Genomic DNA, 18281 nt, shown 5'->3' on the forward strand with positions numbered 1-18281 from the left:
GCGGCCTCTACAAAGGACGTAGACGGATATGGGGTGGTCGAGCTGAGGTGCGAAGTGTCCTTTACATGGCTGTCTTGTCCTCGAAGAGCCATAACCCGGTGATCGAGAGGTTTTACAACCAYCTGCTTGCTGCAGGGAAGACGAAGAAAGTAGCGCTGGTGGCATGCATGAGAAAGTTGCTGACGATCCTGAATGCGATGGTGCGCGATCAAAAGCATTTCGCTGAAATGGCTTGAATTTCGACACGGTTGCTCACTCCGGTACTACTCCGCGGGCCGCCGCGACGGGGCGTCCCTGCCCCGTCGCGGCTAAACCGGCGTCCTGCCGGTTTACCCGCTCCGCACCACCTGCGTTCGGCCAGCGTGGTTTAACGGGGCGCCTAAGATCAAGATCAAAAGCAGATCAAGAGCACAGCGGCCTACAGGCCGGCTTGAGTGGTGTGAAGCAAAGGCAAAATCAAAATCTAAAGCCAGAGCGGGCACGGTCCAAATGTAGGAGCTGGCTTGCCGGCGATGGTCGTTAACGATGACGTTGGCGTCCTGAATGAACGCGGCGCTCTCAGGATTTTCGCCGGCAAGCCGGCTCCTACAGAAAAGCGGCTCTGCTTTTGCTCTGGATCTGGCTTCTACCACTCAAGCCGGCCTGTAGGCCGCTGTGCTCTTGCTTTTGATCTTGATCTGACTGCCCCAATAAGCCCGAGGCCGAACGCAGGTGGTGCGGAGCGGGTAAACCGGCAGGACGCCGGTTTAGCCGCGCTGGGCCAAGGATGGCCCATCGCGGCGGCCCGCGGAGCAGCGCCGGAGTGAGGGAACGCCGAGCCACAGCGAGGCGCCGACAGGCGGGGCAGAGCCCTTTGCTTACTTTGGGGCTTTTCCAAAGTGAGTCGCTGTAAGAGCGAAACCCATAGCGGCCGTTACCGAAGAAACGGATATGTACCCCGTCAGCTGTACATATCTCCTCCCCCCACCCCACCTACGCAACTATTGGTTACAAGTTGGTGATAACCTCACTTTCCCCCCACCCAGACCTGTCTCCCCGATGCCCAGTGAACCCGCGCTGCTGTTACGTCACCACCGCCCTTTCATCGCGTTCTGGCTGGCGCGGATCTTCACCGCCAGCGGCTTCCAGATGCTCACCGTGGCCATCGGCTGGAACCTCTATCAACTGACCGGCAACGTGCTGGACCTGGGTCTGGTCGGCCTGGTGGAGTTCGTACCACGGGTGCTGTTCATGCTGCACACCGGCCATGTGGCCGACCGCTACGAACGGCGCAAGGTCGCGGCCATCTGCCAGACCGTACAGGCCTTGATCGCACTGTCCCTGGCGATCGGCGGACTGACCGGCAACGTCACCCGCGAGATGATTTTTATCCTGGCGTTCCTGCTAGGCGCTGCGCGCTCGTTTGAAATGCCCACCACCCAGGCCATGCTGCCGAGCATCGTGCCGACCGCACTGTTTCCCCGCGCCGTGGCGTCGTCGCAATCGGCCCAGCAATTGGCAACCATCGTGGCGCCGGCCCTGGGCGGTTTGCTCTATGCCTTTGGCAGTGTCTGGGTGTATGGCCCGACCGTGGCGCTGTACCTGATCGCCTGCGTGCTGACCCTGAACCTGCCGGCACGGCAGACGCCGTTGAACAAGGCCAAGGCGACCATGGACTCGTTGCTGGCCGGGATTCGCTTTATTCGCAGCCGGCCCGACATCCTCGGGGCGATTTCCCTGGACCTGTTTGCCGTACTGCTGGGCGGTGCCACGGCCCTGCTGCCGGTGTTTGCCAAGGACATTCTGCTGACCGGGCCGTGGGGGCTCGGGCTGCTGCGCTCGGCACCGGCGGTCGGGGCGCTGGTCATGTCCTTGTGGCTCGCGCGATTTGCGGTAGACCGGCATGTGGGGCGGATCATGTTTACGGCGGTTGGGGTGTTTGGCGTGGCGACCATTGCGTTCGGCCTGTCGACCTCGTTCTGGTTCTCCCTGGCGGTGCTGGTGGTATTGGGCGCAGCCGACATGATCAGCATGGTGATCCGTGCTTCGTTCGTACAGCTGGAAACCCCCGATGAAATGCGCGGCCGGGTGAGTGCGGTGAACGGGCTGTTTATCGGCGCGTCGAATCAGCTGGGCGAGTTCGAGTCAGGGATCACTGCCCACTGGTTCGGCACCGTACCCGCCGTGGTCATGGGCGGGATTGGTACGCTGGTGGTGACCGGGGTCTGGATCAAACTGTTCCCGACCCTGGCCAACCGCGACCGCATGCATGTGCCGGCGCAAGACACCAAGGTTTAGAACACCTTGTCGAGGGTGACGGGAAAGTCCCGCACCCGCTTGCCGGTGGCGTGATACACCGCGTTGGCCACCGCCGCCGCCACCCCGACTATCCCGATCTCGCCAACGCCCTTGGAACCCAGGGCGTTGACGATTTCGTCGTGTTCTTCGACAAACAGCACGTCAATCTCGCCGATGTCCGCGTTTACCGGAATGTGGTACTCGGCCAGGCTGTGGTTCATGTAGCGGCCCAATTGATGATCAATCTGGGTTTCTTCATGCAACGCCATGCCAATCCCCCAGACCACCCCGCCGAGGATCTGGCTGCGAGCCATTTTCGGATTGACCACCCTCCCCGCCGCAATCGCACTGACCACCCGGCTGACCTTGATGGTGCCCAGGTCCTCATCCACCCGCACTTCGACAAACACCGCCGAATGCGTGGCTGAGGCATAGCCTTCGCGTTTCTTGTCGGGCTCGCAATCCACCTGCACTTCCAGCGCCTGCTCGCCGCTGTCCTGCACCAGTTGCGCCAGGGAGATGCGCTGGTCACCGGCATGCAACTGGCCATTTTCGAACCGCGCCGACTCGGAGTCCTTAAAAGCCGGATACGTCTTGCGCGCAATGTCCAACAGCTTGGCATTCAACGCCTCACACGCCTGCTGCACCGCGCTGCCCACCGACGACACGGTAAACGAGCCACCTTGCAACGGCGCCGTCGGCAGTGACGAATCCCCCAGCAGGAATGTGACGTCGCCTACCGAAACACCACTGGCCTGGGCGGCAATTTGAGCCATGACCGTGTAGGTGCCGGTGCCGATATCGGTGGTGGCACTGCTGACCGTGAGTTTGCCGAGGTGGTCGATGCGCGCCTTGGCGCTGGCCTTCATTTGCAGGGCTTCCCACACGCCACCGGCCATGCCCCAACCGATCAACTGGCGACCATCACGCATGCTTCGCGGTTCCGGGTTGCGCTGGCTCCAACCGAACCGTTCGGCACCTTCGCTGTAGCATTCGCGCAAGGCCTTGCTGGACCAGGGCTTGTCTTCATTCTGATTGCGCTCGGCATAGTTGATCAGCCGCAACTGCACCGGGTCGATGCCCAGGGCGCAGGCCAGTTCGTCCATGGCGCACTCCAGGCCGATCACCCCAAGCGCCGCGCCGGGGGCGCGCATGTCCAACGGTGTGAACACATCCAGCGGCACCAGCTTGTAGGTCAACAGCACGTTGTCGCAGTGATAGAGCATGCCGCTCCATTCCACCACGTGTTCGCTGAAGTCTTCGAAGCGCGAGGTCTGGCCGATGGCGGTGTGCCCCAGCGCGAGCAAGCGACCATTGGCGGCAGCGCCCAGCTGCAAGCGTTGCAAGGTGCGCGGGCGGTAGCCGAAGGTGAACATCTGTTGGCGCGTGAGGGTGACGCGTACTGAGCGCTTCAACGCCAGGGACGCCATGACTGCCAATGGCAGTTGGTACTGCGGACGCAAGCCGGAACCAAACGCGCCGCCGACGAACGCGGCAAAGATCCGTACCTGGCTTTTGTCCAGGCCGAAGACTTTCTGCACGTAGGCCTGGCAGTTCTGCGGGCCCTGGGTTTTGTCGTGGATATGCAGGGTGCCGTCCGGCTGATACAGCACGGTACTGGCGTGGGGCTCCATCGGGTTATGGTGTTCGATGGGCGTGCTGTAGTGCAGATCCAGGCAGGTGGCGGCACCGGTCCATTCGGCCTGGAAGTTGCCGCGCGGCTTGGGCGGTGTTTGCGGCGACGGGTGCGCCTGGTCCTGCAAGGCCAGCAGGTCGGTCTCGGAGGGCTCGACGGCGTATTCGATCTCCACCAGGGAGCCGGCGTGGCGCGCCAGCTCCAGGTTATCGGCAATCACCAACGCCAGGGGCTGGCCGCTGTAGAGCACACGGTCGTTATACAGCGGGCGAAACGGCGAGCCGTCGGCGGCATCGGCGTCGGCGTAGCTGTCATCGTAGCTCGCCAGTTTCGGGCGGTTGAGGTGATCGAGCACCATCACCACACCGGGCAGCGCCAGGGCTTTGGACGCATCAATGCGAATGACGCGCCCCTTGGCGATGGTGCTCGACACCACGCTGCCGTGCAGCAGTCCATCTTCGGGAAACTCACCGGCATAACGCGCTTGCCCGGTGACCTTGAGCAGACCGTCCACCCGGTCCAACGGTTTGCCGATCGCGCTCATGACGTGGCTCCTGCAACAGCGGCATCGCTCAGGGCGCGAATGATCGCGCGGCGGGCCAGTTTGATCTTGAAGCCGTTGTGCTCCAAGGGCTCGGCGTCCAGCAGCAGGGCTTCGGCGGCGGCGCTGAAGGTTTCGCGGCTGACGGCCTGGCCGATCAGCGCCGCTTCAACCGCGCGGTCGCGCCAGGGTTTGTGGGCGACGCCGCCCAGGGCCAGCCGGGCGTCGACGATCACATCGCCGTCCAATTCCAGCGCAGCCGCAACCGACACCAGCGCGAACGCATAGGACGCCCGGTCGCGGATTTTCAGGTAGTGGCTGTGGGCAGCCAGGTGGTCGGCCGGTAACTCGATCGCGATGATCAGTTCGTCGTCGGCCAACTGGTTATCCCGCTCGGGCGCGTCGCCCGGCAAGCGGTGGAAATCGGCAAACTCGATGACCCGTGCACCGCCACGACCTTGCACATGCACCCGGGCATCCAGGGCAGCCAGGGCCACGCACATGTCCGAGGGATGGGTGGCGACGCACTGGTCGCTGGCCCCGAGGATCGCGTGGATGCGGTTCAAACCGACCCGCGCCGGGCAACCACTGCCGGGCTCGCGCTTGTTGCAGGGCACGGCGGCGTCATAGAAGTAGTAGCAACGGGTGCGCTGCAACAGGTTGCCGCCGGTGCTGGCCATGTTGCGCAATTGCGGTGAGGCACCGGCAAGGATGGCCTGGGACAGCAGCGGGTAGCGCTCCTCGATCAAGGGGTGCCAGGCCAGGTCGGCGTTGCTCACCAGGGCGCCGATCATCAAGCCGCCCTCAGTGGTTTCTTCAACGTCGCGAAGCGGCAGGCCGGTGATATCGATCAGGTGTTCGGGGCGGCTGATGTTTTCTTTCATCAGGTCCAGCAGGTTGGTACCACCGGCGATAAAACGCGACGCCGGGCTGACCAGGTGCACCGCCTCCTGCACGTCGGCCGGCTTGCTGTAGTGGAAGGGATTCATTGCTCACCTCCCTGCGTGCGGCACGCGGGCAAGGCTTCTTCAATGGCGTCGCGGATGTTGTTGTAGGCGCCGCACCGGCACAGGTTGCCGCTCATCAGTTCCTGGATTTGCGCGGTGTCGTGGGCGCGGCCTTCGCGGGCCAGGCCCACCGCCGAGCAAATCTGCCCCGGGGTGCAGTAGCCGCACTGGAAAGCGTCGTGCTTGATAAACGCCTGCTGCATCGGGTGCAGGTCTTCGCCCGAGGCCAGGCCTTCAATGGTGGTCAACTCGGCGCCGTCGCACATCACCGCCAGGGTCAGGCAGGCGTTCACCCGCTTACCGTTGAGCAACACCGTGCAGGCGCCGCACTGGCCGTGGTCGCAGCCCTTCTTGGTGCCGGTCAGGTCCAGTTGCTCGCGCAGCAGGTCCAACAGGGTGGTCCAGGGCAATACGTCCAACTGAAGGTCTTGGCGATTGAGGGTCAGGCGTATCGGATGGCTGACGAACGGCTTGGCCGCCGCGCCGTTGGGGGTCGCGCTCATAAACACCTCACGGATTGGTGTGCAATCGCGGCGTTCAGGGAAGTCGCCGTCTTAGCGGTACGACTTCCCGGGGTTATGAGCGTTCAAGGCAATTGATGGGTGGTGATCAGCGAATGCTGAGGGTGGTGACCAGTTGGTTGCGCGGCGGGTTGATCGACGTGTTGCTGTACTGGAACGTGCCGCCGGCTTCGATATCCAGCTGGAACGTATAGATGTAGCCCATCAACGTGCCGGCGCCGCTGCACGCCTGGCTGATGGCGCCGACCTGGCAGATGGCGGTGCTGCTGCCGGACACCGGCGCGCCATCGAAAAACGCCTGGGAGCTGTTGCCCAGGCCGACTTCCATCACATACACGAAGGTTTGCCCGCGGTGCGTGCACATCTGGGTGCTGGCCGCCCGCTCAGGGATGGTTTCAGTGCAAGTGGCCGACTGCACCTTGAACACCCGCACCTCGCTCAACGCCGGTGCAGGCGCGCCCCACGCCGGTGCTGCGCCGAGCCACAGGCCGATACAACCGAACAGAGCTAGACTCCAGGCGCTGGCTTTTTTCATGCTGTCGATGACCCTGTAATAAACGTCGGCGCAGTATGCCTCAAGGCCATGATCAAGCCTATGCGCCACTGGCCCTCGGCTGCTGGTATGATGCGCCGCTTTTTCCGATCCTCTCTGGAACCACAGGCGCTTGGCGCAGTTTGTGCTTTGACTTAGAGGTCAACAAATAACGACGCAAAATAGCGTCACAGGGAGCAGGCATGCTGGAAAAGCTGTTTCAACTCAAGGCACACAATACGAATGTGCGCACCGAGATTCTCGCGGGCGTCACCACCTTCCTGGCCATGGCCTACATCCTGTTCGTCAACCCGAGTATTCTCGGCGAGACCGGCATGGACAAGGGTGCGGTCTTTGTCGCGACTTGCCTGGCGGCCGCCATCGGCTCCACCGTGATGGGCCTGATCGCCAACTACCCGATTGCCCTGGCACCAGGCATGGGCCTCAACGCGTTCTTCACCTACACCGTCGTCCTGCACATGGGCCATACCTGGCAAGTGGCGCTGGGTGCGGTGTTCATCTCGGCGGTGCTGTTCTTCCTGCTGTCGATCTTCCGCATCCGTGAATGGATCATCAACAGCATCCCGTTGCCACTGCGCTCGGCGATTGCGGCGGGTATCGGCCTGTTCCTGGCGCTGATCGCCCTGCACAACGCCGGCATCGTGGTCAGCAACCCGGCCACCATGGTGGGCCTGGGCGACCTGAAACAACCGGCACCGATCCTCGCCACCCTCGGTTTCGCGCTGATCGTTGCGCTGGAAGCCCTGAAAGTGCGCGGCGCGGTGTTGATCGGCATCCTGGTGGTGACCATCGCCTCCATCGCACTGGGCTTTACCCCGTTCGGCGGCGTGATGTCGATGCCGCCTTCGCTGGCCCCGACTTTCCTGCAACTGGACATCAAGGGCGCCCTGGACATCGGTCTGGTGAGCGTGATTTTCGCCTTCCTGTTCGTCGACCTGTTCGACAACTCCGGCACCCTGATCGGCGTCGCCAAGCGCGCAGGCCTGATGGGCAAGGACGGCCACATGCCGAAAATGGGCCGTGCGCTGATCGCCGACAGTACTGCGGCCATGGCCGGCTCTCTGCTGGGCACCTCGACCACCACCAGCTACATCGAATCGGCGGCGGGCGTGAGCGCCGGTGGCCGTACCGGTTTGACCGCCGTCGTGGTCGCCATCCTGTTCCTGCTGGCGCTGTTCTTCTCGCCACTGGCGGCCAGCGTACCGGCCTTCGCCACCGCGCCGGCGCTGCTGTTCGTCGCCGTATTGATGACCTCGGGCCTGGCCGAAATCGACTGGGACGACATCACTGTCGCCGCGCCGGTGGTGATCACCGCCCTGGCGATGCCATTCACTTATTCCATCGCCAACGGCATTGCCTTCGGTTTCATCGCCTGGACCGCCATCAAGCTGCTTTCGGGCCGCTACCGTGAGCTGAACCCGGCGCTGGTGATCCTGTCGATTCTGTTTGTGATCAAGCTGGGCTGGTTCAACGCATGACTTTTGACGCCGCAAGCTACACCGTTCAACTGCAAGACAAGGTCACGCGCTTGCGTGACCTGCTGGCGCCGTTCGACGCGCCAGAGCCGCAGGTTTTCGACTCGCCCTTGCAGAACTTCCGCCTGCGGGCGGAGTTCCGCCTGTGGCGTGAAGGGGGTGAACGTCACTACGCGATGTTTTCCCAGGACGACAAGCGCACGCCGATCCTCATCGAAGAATTCCCGATTGCCAGCCTGCGCATCAACCAGTTGATGCCGCAGCTCAAGGCCGCCTGGCAAGCCAGCGCCGCCCTGAGCCACAAGCTGTTCCAGGTGGAGTTCCTCACCACCCTGGCCGGCGACGCGATGATCACCCTGTGCTATCACCGCCCGCTGGACGAGCATTGGCACACCGCCGCGAACAAGCTGGCGGCTGATTTGAACGTGAGCATCATCGGCCGCTCCAAGGGCAAGCGTGACGTGATCGGCCGCGATTACGTGGTCGAGAAACTCGATGTCGGCGGTCGCACCTTCAGCTATCGCCAGCCGGAAGGCGCGTTCACCCAGCCCAACGGCACGGTGAACCAGAAGATGCTCAACTGGGCATTCGAAGCCCTGGGCGATCGCAGTGATGACCTGCTGGAGCTGTACTGCGGCAACGGCAACTTCACCCTGCCCCTGGCCACCCGCGTACGCAAAGTGCTCGCTACCGAAATCAGCAAGACCTCGGTCAACGCGGCCCTGAGCAACCTCGATGAAAACGCGGTGGATAACGTCACCCTGGTGCGCTTGTCTGCCGAAGAACTGACCGAAGCCTTGAACGAAGTGCGGCCGTTCCGACGCCTGCACGGCATCGACCTCAAGAGCTACGAGTTCGGCAGCGTGTTCGTCGACCCGCCGCGTGCCGGCATGGACCCGGACACCTGCGAGCTGACCCGACGCTTCGAGAACATCCTGTACATCTCCTGTAACCCGGAGACGTTGGCGGCGAACATTGCGCAACTGCATGACACACACCGGATTACCCAGTGCGCGATGTTTGACCAGTTCCCGTGGACGCACCACATGGAATCGGGTGTGTTGCTGACTCGGCGGTAAGTCCCCAGGACACCGAAAATATCCCATGTGGGAGCTGGCCGGCTCTCACATGGGATCCTCATGTATCAGTGGAATCACCGTCCTCCAGCACCTCCTTGCGTGGCCGGCCGCCCTTCTTGCCATTGGCTCGGGCGGCCGCAGATTTGGCGGCGCTGCTCTTGCGACCGTTGCTGGAGGCGACCAGGTTTGTAGCCAGGGCCATTAACGGCTGGCTGGTGGCGATAAGGCCCGTGATGGAGACATCCAGGTCCTGACCCTCACAGCAAAGCGCCTTTCCGCCAAAACCCACCTCCAACTGCTGGAAATCCTGCAAGGTAAACCCTTTGAACTCCGGCAGCCCCGCCACCGGCAACAGGATCCGACTGCCGTCGCTGAAGCCAATGGAAATGCTGTCATTCTCATACCGCACATTGCTGGCGTTGGCGTACAAACGCTTCGACCTGCGTCCCCGGTCGATGGCCTTATCGATATCGGCCTCGGTAATCGGTACATACGGTAAAACCTTGGCCTTTACGATTTTTTTCATAAATCGATCTCCACAAAACCCGGTGCCCTGACCAGATTCAAAATTGTTTTCTGCCCCACGACATCGTGCCGGGCACGTGCGATCACATAGACACCGCGCTGAATGATCAACCCAGGCAACACCTCGCTGGCTTCCCAATCCCAGGAGTGATTCTCCAGACAAACCGTTTGCAGTTTTTCCCACCAGATCCGGCGTGCCCGCGCCAGGTAATGCGGTTGCATCAAGGTGTAGCGAATTCCTTCAAGAATCGACATCGATGGCCGGCGCCGTTCGGGGTCTACGTCCCACAACGCCACATGCCCATCCAGAAAGCTGAAACGAAACCGCGCATCCCATTCCTTGCCCGCCACATGCACATGAGGCGGGCAATGCTCATCCCTGAGAAACACCGCAATCACACATCCTTTGTAAGTGCCTACTTTCATCGTAACCCATCCGTTAGGTTATTTTCCGTCAGGTAACACTTTTCCTCATGCACCCGACAACCGGCTCCATGCCCCGAAGCTGTTTCACAGATTAGTAACCACGAACAACCCGTCGAATGCCGGGTTGTAACCACTCATGCCGATGGCTGGAAATACCCCGCCAACGCTCGCAGGTCCTGCTCGTTCAGCAACCCGGCGAAATACTTCAGCTGTATCCGCGCCAGCAGGTACGCATGCCGTGCATCCGCCAGGTCGCGGCGGGCCGTGAACAGTTGCTGCTCAGCGTCCAGCACGTCGAGGTTGACGCGCTCACCGCCGGCCACACTTTTTTTGGTCGCCGTCACCAAGGCCGTGGCCGAGCTGACCGCCATTTCATACGCCCGCACTTTGGCCGCGCCGCTGGTGTTGAGGTTGAATTGCTTGCGCAGTTCGATCAACGTTCTGGCGGTTTGCGCGTCCAGCTCGTATTGGGCCTGGGACAGTTGATTGGCGGCCTGGCGCGTCGACGCCGACACCGAGCCACCGGCGAACAGCGGCAGGCTGACCTGGATCCCGACGCTGTTGGTGTCGTATTTCTGGTTGTAGCTGCTTTCCGAATCCGAGCTGGTCTGGCGGCTGCTCGCATACAGGCTGACCTTGGGCATGTGCCCGGCGCGCTTGCGCTCCACTTCGTATTCGGCGACGTCCAGCGCGTGGTGCTGGGATTTGAGCTCCGGGTTGTTGGCCATCGCCATTTCCCGCCAGGTCTCGAAACGGTTGGGCTCCAGCGGCGGGATCTCGAACTGGCGAGTCAGCGGCGCCAACTCGTCTATCTGCAACGGCTGGCCAACAATCGCTTCCAGCTCGCGCAAGGCTGCGTCCTGGGTGTCCTGGGATTCGATCTCTTCGGCCTGGGCCAGGCTCAGGCGTGCCTGGGTTTCCAGCACATCGGTGCGGGTGCCCTCGCCGCCCTTGAGCAGCCGTTCATTGAGTTGCAGGCGCTCGGCGTACGCGCGTTTCTGGGCGCGGCTCAGCTCGATCCGCTCCTGGGCCAGCAACGCCTGGCTGTAGGCGCTCAACACCCGCACGGCCAGTTCCTGGCTCTTGCTGCGAAAGCGTTCATCGGCAAACAGCGCCTGCGCCGCACCCTGGCGATAGCGCGCATAGGCTTCGTAATCAAGCAGCGGTTGTTGCAGGGTCAGGGTCGAGGCATAGCTGCGGTAATCGCGGTCGCTGGTGACGTTGCCCACCGCCGTCGACTGGGTGACTTCGGATTCATTGCGCGAGTTGTTGTAACTCCAGGACAGGTTCGGCAACAGCCCGGCGCGTCCGATGATGCGGTTTTCCTCGCCGGCCTCGCGCTCCTGGATTGCCGCCTGAAACGTCGGGTCGTTGCGCAGGGCCAAGTCATAGGCGTCGAGCAATCCCAGCGCCTGGACCGATCCACTGCAGGCACAACACAGACCGAATAACAGCGCCTTCATTCTTCCACCAACGCCATGTGAGTCCGATCCAGCAAGGGTTTGAACAGGTAGTTGAGCATCGAGCGCTCACCGGTTTTGACGAACGCTTCCACCGGCATGCCCGGGCGAATCTGCAAGCCGTCGAGCTGGCGCATGCCGGCTGCGCTGACCTGGGCGCGCAAGGTGTAATACGGCTCATCGGTGCGCTCGTCGACCTGGCGGTCGGCCGACACCAGCGTCACTTCACCGGCAATGCGTGGGGTGGTGCTCTGGTTGAACGCCGAGAACAGCAACTCCACCGGCAAGCCCGGGTGCACCTTGTCGACCATCTGCACCGGCACCCGCGCTTCCACCAGCAGTGGTTCGCCCTGGGGCACGATGTCCATCAGCGCCTGGCCGGGCTTGATCACGCCGCCTTCGGTGTACACGTCCAGCCCCACCACCACGCCAGCCGCCGGCGCGCGCACCAGGCTGTTGGCCAGTTCGAATTCGGCCGAGGCCAGCCGGTTGCGCAAGTCGTCGCTGCGGGTGCGGGTTTCGGCCAGTTGGCCGCGCAGGTCTTTCTGGAAGTCTTCGCCGAGCTGGCGGATGCGCAGGCGCAGTTCAAGGACTTGCCGTTGCAACTGGCCGATGCGGCCGAAATCCTCGGCAATCGCACCGTCGAGCTGGGCATACAGCCGTTCATTTTCCAGCAGCCGATTGCGCGGGATGTAGCCGTCCCGCGCCAGCTCGCGCAGGCCTTGCAGTTGTTCATTCATCGCGGTGCGTTGCAGCACTTTGCTGGCCTGGGATTCGCGGGTGCCGCGCAATTGTGCCTCGGCCCCGGCGATGGTTTCCCGCAGGCCTTGCTGCTCCGTGGCCAGGGCCTGGGCCCGACTGCTGAACAGTTGCCGTTGCAGGCTCAAGGTGGTGGCGGCCTCAGGCTCGTTCAGCAGTTCGGGGCCGAAGACGATGGCCGACAAGCCTTCGCTCTCGGCACTCAAGCGCGCTTCGCTGGCCTGGGACGCAATGAACTGGCTGCGCAAAGACTGCATCTGCCCGCGCAACGGGGTTTCCTTCAGGCGGATCAATACCTGGCCGGCGCTCACCACCTCGCCATCGCGCACCTCGATCCGCTCGACGATCCCGCCCGCCGGGTGCTGCACCGTCTTGCGGTGCCCCGATACCATGACCTTGCCGGACACCGCCACGCCCTTGTCCAACGGCGCCAGCGCGGCCCAGCCGAGGAACCCGGCAAACCCGCCGAGCACCAGCAACCAGCCCAGGCGGGCGTATTTTTTATCGTCCAGCGCCAGCACGTTGTTCACCGGCGGCACGCTGTTGTCCGTCACAAGCACAGGTCGGCTCATGCTTTTTTTCCTTCACCGAGGCGGTAGCTCATGCTCATCGCCGACACCGGTTTGGGTGGCGCGGCCGCCGGTTTCTGCGTGGCCTCCAACACCCGCGCCGTGGGCCCGAACGCCTGCAACTGGCCGTCCCGCAGGATAAGCAGTTGGTCCGTCAACGCCAGCACAGGGGTCTTGTGGGTGATCAGCACCAGCGTGCGACGCTGCGCCTTGAGCAAGGTGATGGCATGGAGCAAGGCCTGCTCGCCGGCCTCATCGAGATTGGAATTGGGCTCATCCAGTACGATCAGCGCAGGCAAGCCGTACAGCGCCCGCGCCAGCGCGACACGTTGCTTCTGCCCGCCGGACAACCCGGCACCGCCCTCCCCCAGTTGGGTGTCGTAGCCTTGGGGCAACTGCAGGATCAGTTGATGCACGCCGGCCATTTGCGCGGCAGCGAGCACCTTGTCCGAATCCACGGAGTCGAAACGCGCGATGTTGTCGGCAATGCTGCCGGCGAACAGCTGGATGTCCTGGGGCAGATACCCAATGTGCGGGCCGAGTTGTTGCTTGTCCCATTGCGCCAGGTCCGCGCCGTCCAGCCGCACCTTGCCGGCCATCGGCGACCAGGCCCCCACCAGCAACCGCGCCAGGGTCGACTTGCCGCAACCGGAAGGACCGATCACGCCCAGCACGTCACCGGCAGGCAGGCTGAACCCGAGGTTGGCCAACGCGGGCCGTCGACTGCCGGGCGCACACGCGCTTACCTGCTCGACCGTCAACTGGCCGCTGGGCGCCGGCAAGCTCATGCGCTCGGTGCGCGCCGGGTTGGCCGCCAGCATCAGGGTCAAACGCTCATAGGCCAGGCGCGCCGAACTCCACTGTTTCCACACGCCGATCAGTTGGTCGATAGGGCTCAGTACCCGCCCCATCAGGATCGAGCCGGCGATCATCATGCCCGGCGTAATCGCCCCCTGCACCGCCAGCAATGCGCCCAAACCGAGGACCAATGACTGCAACGCCAGGCGCACGCCCTTGGACCAGGCACTGATGGCGGCGGTCTTTTCACTGGCCAGGTTCTGCGCCGCCAGAAAGGCCTGGTGCTGGGCAAACCAGCGCGCACGCAGGGTTGCCAGCATGCCCATGGCTTCGATGGCTTCGGCATTGCGCAGGTTGGCCGTGGCCTGCTGGCTGGCGCTGATCGACAGCTGATTGGCCTGGGTCAACGGTGCCTGGCAGATGTGCTGGTTGGCCCACGCCAGCGCCATCAGCATCAGCGCACCGGTCAGCGCCAGGACGCCGAGCCAGGGGTGGAACAGGAAGATCACCAGCAAGTACACCGGAAACCACGGCGCATCAAAAAACGCGAACAGCGCCTGGCCGGTGGCGAACTGGCGCAAGGTCGTCAGGTCGCTCAACGCCTGCCCTGCCGCCTGGGTGCCGCCCTTGAGTTGCGCCTCGAACGCGGCGTCGTACACCCGCTGGTTCAGGCGCATGTCCATCTGTGTGCCAAGGCGAATCACCACCTGGCTGCGCACCCACTCCAGCGCGCCCATCAAGCCGAACAAGCCAAGGATCATCAGCGTCAGCATCAACAGGGTCATCGGGTTGCCGGAGGCCAGCACCCGGTCGTAGACCTGCAACATGTACAGCGCCGGGGCCAGCATCAACAGGTTGATCACTGCCGAAAACAGGCCAATGTTGAGGAAGCCACTTTTATAGGCCGTGAGAGCGGCCAGGGTTTCGTTGCCGGCATGGCGCATCGAGGGATTCTCATGGGGGAAATCGGGAAGCGCCGCCCGCGTTTGACACGCCGCGCGCCGCTCCGCAGAATTTGTCACCGCCGTCGCCCTGGCCTTCGAAACTCACGGCGACGACGGGGTTTACGCAGCGAATGGGAGAGCGATCTTCCATTCGCTTTTTTCATTGCGCAGCAAAAATCAGGCAGCGAGTGCCCAGTCCTGTGCAACGTCCTGCACGCCTACCAGGGCGACGTCGGTGGTGGTTGCCGTAGCGTGTGCTGCCAGGCCGGCCGAGATCTCGTCGAAGGTGTTGGCGGTGGACAGGCCGAAGTCGTCCAGCAGGTTGTTGAGCACGGTTTCCAGTGCCGAGGTGTTGCCTTGCATCAGGCTGTAGATCACGTTCTGAACGTCGTTGCCGACGCGGCCTGCACCTTGTGCCGCGCTCAGGTCGAGGCCGTTGAAAGCCACTTTGAACGCATCGAGGGTGAAGTCGCTGCCATTGCCGCCGCCCAGGCCGGTGCCCAGTTGAACGTTATCCAGGTTGCCCCACAGGTAGTGGTTTTCGTTGTGGCTGGCTGGCAGCGCCGGGTTGAATACGTAGTGCAGGCCGTTGCTGGTGTTGCTGTCGGCAATGAAGGCGTAGTCGGAATTGTTGGCGCCGTGGGTCGAATACTGGTCGCCGCTCAGGGAGCCGTTGCTGAAGCCGCCGGTGTTGCTGCTGCCGTGACCCGCAGTGTTGAACCCCAGTGCCCAGTCGGTCAGGTAGTCCGAGACGGAGTAAGCACCGAGCGCAGCTTCGTAACTAACAGAAATAGTCATCACTTAACCTCGTTATAAACAACACGATTGATCAGCACGCTCATGCAGCGCACTTTTTGCCCACCCTTGGGCAAAACCGTTGGTTGATAAAGTGCCGTGGCACCTTGATCAGAACTTGTATTCGAGCATCCCGCTCAACGTTCGCCCGCGCGCCAGGCTCAGGTTATTGGCATCCCCCATGGCGACGAAGTAGGCCTCATCGGTGGCGTTTTCCAGCGCCAGGGCGATGTTCAATTGGTCGGTCATCCAGTAGCTGGCGTACAGGTCATAGAGGGTGTACTGGGGCCAGAGCGCCTGGTCGATGAAGTCATAACCTTGTGAGTCGAGGTTCTCGCCATTGCCTGAGCTGTAGCGCACGCGGACGCCCATATCGAGTCGCTTTTCCAGGAAGCGCGCGCCCAGGGTCAGCGAGCCGCGATCAGCCGGCATATAGGTGGCGTTGCCCATGATCCGGCCACAGCTTTCCTTGTTGTTGGCGACATCGTCGTCCAGCACTTCATACGTGGTCACCGGGCGCAGGCCGATCGTGCCGTTCGGCCGGGTGTAGCGTTCATAGCGTGTGGTGGACGGCCCGTTCTTCTTCGCCCCGCCCATGTAATAGTTCTTCGAGCAGAACTCGTTGCTGCCGATCATGTGGGTGTAACTAAGGTTGGCGTAGGCCCGCCCCATGTCGTAGTTGAGTTGGTACTCCACCCCCCGGAAGCGCGTGGGGTTGGTGTTATTGACGTACGCCATCGTGCCGAGAAAACCGCCGGCGGAGGTCTCCGGCAAACTGACGCTGTGATTGAGGAAAGAGAAGTTCTCGATCCGGGTATCGAAGTAAGCCACCTTCATGCCCAGGCGGTCGTCACCGAACAGCAGCCCCTCTTTGAATACGTTCACGCCCACTTCCCAGTCCCGCGACTCTTCGGGTTTCAGGAACGGGTTGGGAAACACCCGCTCTGATGAGCTGCCACCGTGAGGACGCCCGGTCATGAAGGTTTCCGTCACCGCCGGCGGGCGCCAGCCCTTGCCCCAGCGGGCGTAGAGTTGCATCCAGTCCAGCCCCGGCTTTATGCCGATACCGAACGTGGGAGAGAACTGGCCCTCTTCTCTATCAATGTCGAAAACCTCCTCGACACGCTTGGCACCTACCGTGCTGCTGTAGAACCGATCGCGCCGGTACAGCGTCATCCCGGTGACCCCTTCCAGCCGATAGCGGTCGTACCGCAAGCCCGCCTCCAGCGTCAGCCAGTCGCCATATTCGTACTGCAGGTTGTTGAACAGGCTGGCGATGGTGCGTTTGCCACCGGGCGTCCCGCCTTCAACGTAAGGCAACAGGCCGGAAAGGTTGGTGGCCTCGACCTTGTTGGTACTGGGCTTGAACTTGTCTTGATACACCTCCACGCCGTAGTTCCAGCTCACATGACCCAACGCATCGAAGTCGAACCGCGACGTGTTGTCGCCCTGTACACCCCAGGTATCGGTCTGAAAATGATCCGTGTAGCCCGCCACATAGTTGCCGGAGGTCAGTGTCGCGGCGTGGGGCGCATTGTCCCGGTCCATCTGTGTGGTGACGTAGTAGACCTTGGCTTTGAAATCGATCAGCGGGTTATCCGGCGTGTAGCGATAATCCAGCCCGACGTTCTTGGCATTGAGGTTGTTCTTGCTGACGCGCTGGTAGTACACGCTCTGGTTATCCGGGGCGGTGTAGGCCCACGCGTCATTGCTGTCGCTGTCACTTTCCAGGTAGCTCAGTTGCACCCGTTGGTCATTGGGCAGGTTCAGGCCGAACTTGACGATTTGGGAGCGGGTGACGCTGCCGGTGTCACCGACCTCACTGTTCAGCCAATCGTCGAAGGCCGCAGGCTGGGAGTCGCGAGCGCGCAAATGAGTGCCCAGTTTCTGGTCGTTGTGGGTACCGGCGCGGTAGTCGCCAAAATGCCGTTCGCTGTACCCCAGCAGCACGTCGCCGCGCTCGTCGCCAAAGGCAAACACACCGCTGCCGTTGAAATAGGTGCCGTTACCCAGTTCACCAATCCCGCTACCGGCGCGCAGACGCCCGCCATAGTCCTTGCCATCGGCCAGGAACTCACTGGCCTCCAGGGTCTTGAAGGATGCAATCCCGCCCAACACGGCAGCGCCGCCCTGCCCGGACTGGCTGCCCTTGTCGATTTCGATGCTGGAGATGAATTCCGGGTCGATCAACATCGTGCCGTTGCGCTGCTGGTGGCCGTTGACGTTGAAGTTCTGGCGCATGCCGTCGATGTTCATGTTGACCCGGCCGTAGTCCTGCACGCCGCGGATGTTCACCGAAAGGCCCGGGTCACGCTGGTTGACGGCGGTGTACACGCCGGCGGTTTCTTCGAGCATGTCGGCGGCGTGGCGTGGTGGGCGTTTGTCGATCTGCTCGCGACTGATCACGGCCACCGAGCGCGGTGTGTCGTATACCCAGTCGCTTGGCTTGCCGTTGGTGTTGCCGGTGATGGTGGTGGTGCCCACGGTCAGCGCACCGTCATGGTCGGAGCTGACGCGAGTCAGCGTCACCTGCCGGTCCCCGGTAAAGCGGTACTCCACCGGTGCACTGCCCACCAATCGGCCGAGGCCTTCCTGGGCGCTGTAACGGCCCTTGAGCGCGGTGCTGGTGAGGCCTTGCAGGCGCGCGCTGTCGAAGAGCACTTGCAACCCGGCCTGGTCAGCGAACGTCAGTACGGCAAGGCCCAAGGGTTGCGCCGCAATATCAAACGTCAATGTGACAGGCTGTGACTCACCGGCCGGCGCCTCGGCGGCCTGCACCTGGCAGGCGGAGGCGAACAGCCCCAGGTGGATGGCAAGGGCCAACCGGCTACCGGTGTTGCGCCCCTTGGTGATTGCAGACATCGACGTTATCCCTTCGCTGACCATTCTTGTTTATGCGAATACTTCTCACTTAAC

The 18281-nt window shown here is 62.6% G+C and carries 15 protein-coding genes; 4 read left to right on the plus strand and 11 right to left on the minus strand.

Features of this window, described 5'->3' with window-relative positions; genetic code table 11:
- Together P3C29_RS28905 and P3C29_RS28910 are read left to right on the plus strand one after the other, a co-directional pair.
- A partial coding sequence (locus tag P3C29_RS28905; protein ID WP_275966051.1) for a transposase occupies positions 1-236 on the plus strand: 236 nt, incomplete at its 5' end.
- Between the two features lie 802 nt (positions 237-1038).
- On the plus strand, positions 1039-2277 hold the full coding sequence (locus P3C29_RS28910) for an MFS transporter (RefSeq protein WP_010174892.1): 1239 nt from the start codon (positions 1039-1041) through the stop codon (positions 2275-2277).
- On the opposite strand, the gene P3C29_RS28915 is transcribed toward P3C29_RS28910, so the two are convergent.
- The 4 genes from P3C29_RS28915 to P3C29_RS28930 form a co-directional block, all read right to left on the minus strand.
- Positions 2274-4457 carry a xanthine dehydrogenase family protein molybdopterin-binding subunit gene (locus tag P3C29_RS28915; protein ID WP_275966052.1) on the minus strand — a complete coding sequence of 728 codons (2184 nt, stop codon included), beginning with the start codon at positions 4455-4457 and terminating at the stop codon, positions 2274-2276. The two genes, P3C29_RS28910 and P3C29_RS28915, sit on opposite strands and share 4 nt — an antisense overlap.
- On the minus strand, positions 4454-5443 hold the full coding sequence (locus tag P3C29_RS28920) for a xanthine dehydrogenase family protein subunit M (protein ID WP_201125417.1): 990 nt from the start codon (positions 5441-5443) through the stop codon (positions 4454-4456). The genes P3C29_RS28915 and P3C29_RS28920 overlap by 4 nt, the downstream gene beginning before the upstream one ends.
- Positions 5440-5964, minus strand: coding sequence for a (2Fe-2S)-binding protein (locus P3C29_RS28925; protein ID WP_010174884.1), 525 nt, complete (start codon positions 5962-5964; stop codon positions 5440-5442). The genes P3C29_RS28920 and P3C29_RS28925 overlap by 4 nt, the downstream gene beginning before the upstream one ends.
- Positions 5965-6070: 106 nt before the next feature.
- Positions 6071-6517, minus strand: a complete 447-nt coding sequence (locus tag P3C29_RS28930) for a DUF4879 domain-containing protein (RefSeq protein ID WP_201125418.1) — start codon at positions 6515-6517, stop codon at positions 6071-6073.
- Positions 6518-6717: 200 nt separating this feature from the next.
- On the opposite strand from P3C29_RS28930, the gene P3C29_RS28935 reads away from it, so the two are divergent.
- Together P3C29_RS28935 and trmA are read left to right on the plus strand one after the other, a co-directional pair.
- Complete coding sequence (locus P3C29_RS28935; protein WP_063026981.1) at positions 6718-8013, plus strand: NCS2 family permease; 1296 nt, start codon at positions 6718-6720, stop codon at positions 8011-8013.
- Positions 8010-9089 carry a tRNA (uridine(54)-C5)-methyltransferase TrmA gene (trmA, locus tag P3C29_RS28940; protein ID WP_275966053.1) on the plus strand — a complete coding sequence of 360 codons (1080 nt, stop codon included), beginning with the start codon at positions 8010-8012 and terminating at the stop codon, positions 9087-9089. The genes P3C29_RS28935 and trmA overlap by 4 nt, the downstream gene beginning before the upstream one ends.
- A 58-nt stretch (positions 9090-9147) precedes the next feature.
- Here trmA and P3C29_RS28945 read toward each other — a convergent pair whose 3' ends face one another.
- From P3C29_RS28945 to P3C29_RS28975, 7 genes are all read right to left on the minus strand, one after another.
- Positions 9148-9615, minus strand: coding sequence for a DUF2442 domain-containing protein (locus tag P3C29_RS28945; protein ID WP_275966054.1), 468 nt, complete (start codon positions 9613-9615; stop codon positions 9148-9150).
- On the minus strand, positions 9612-10040 hold the full coding sequence (locus P3C29_RS28950; protein WP_010174874.1) for a hypothetical protein: 429 nt from the start codon (positions 10038-10040) through the stop codon (positions 9612-9614). Before P3C29_RS28950 ends, P3C29_RS28945 begins: the two co-directional genes overlap by 4 nt.
- Before the next feature lie 134 nt (positions 10041-10174).
- Complete coding sequence (locus tag P3C29_RS28955; RefSeq protein WP_201125421.1) at positions 10175-11503, minus strand: TolC family outer membrane protein; 1329 nt, start codon at positions 11501-11503, stop codon at positions 10175-10177.
- Complete coding sequence (locus P3C29_RS28960) at positions 11500-12831, minus strand: HlyD family type I secretion periplasmic adaptor subunit (RefSeq protein ID WP_275966055.1); 1332 nt, start codon at positions 12829-12831, stop codon at positions 11500-11502. The genes P3C29_RS28955 and P3C29_RS28960 overlap by 4 nt, the downstream gene beginning before the upstream one ends.
- Positions 12828-14570, minus strand: a complete 1743-nt coding sequence (locus P3C29_RS28965) for a type I secretion system permease/ATPase (RefSeq protein WP_201125423.1) — start codon at positions 14568-14570, stop codon at positions 12828-12830. Before P3C29_RS28965 ends, P3C29_RS28960 begins: the two co-directional genes overlap by 4 nt.
- 177 nt (positions 14571-14747) lie before the next feature.
- Positions 14748-15368 (minus strand): heme acquisition protein HasA, encoded by a 621-nt coding sequence (locus P3C29_RS28970; protein WP_003215551.1) that lies wholly within the window; start codon positions 15366-15368, stop codon positions 14748-14750.
- Between the two features lie 108 nt (positions 15369-15476).
- Positions 15477-18227, minus strand: coding sequence for a TonB-dependent receptor (locus P3C29_RS28975; protein ID WP_275966056.1), 2751 nt, complete (start codon positions 18225-18227; stop codon positions 15477-15479).
- Between the last annotated feature and the right edge of the window lie 54 nt (positions 18228-18281).

Source organism: Pseudomonas sp. 1912-s (assembly GCF_029269205.1).
Classification (GTDB): domain Bacteria; phylum Pseudomonadota; class Gammaproteobacteria; order Pseudomonadales; family Pseudomonadaceae; genus Aquipseudomonas.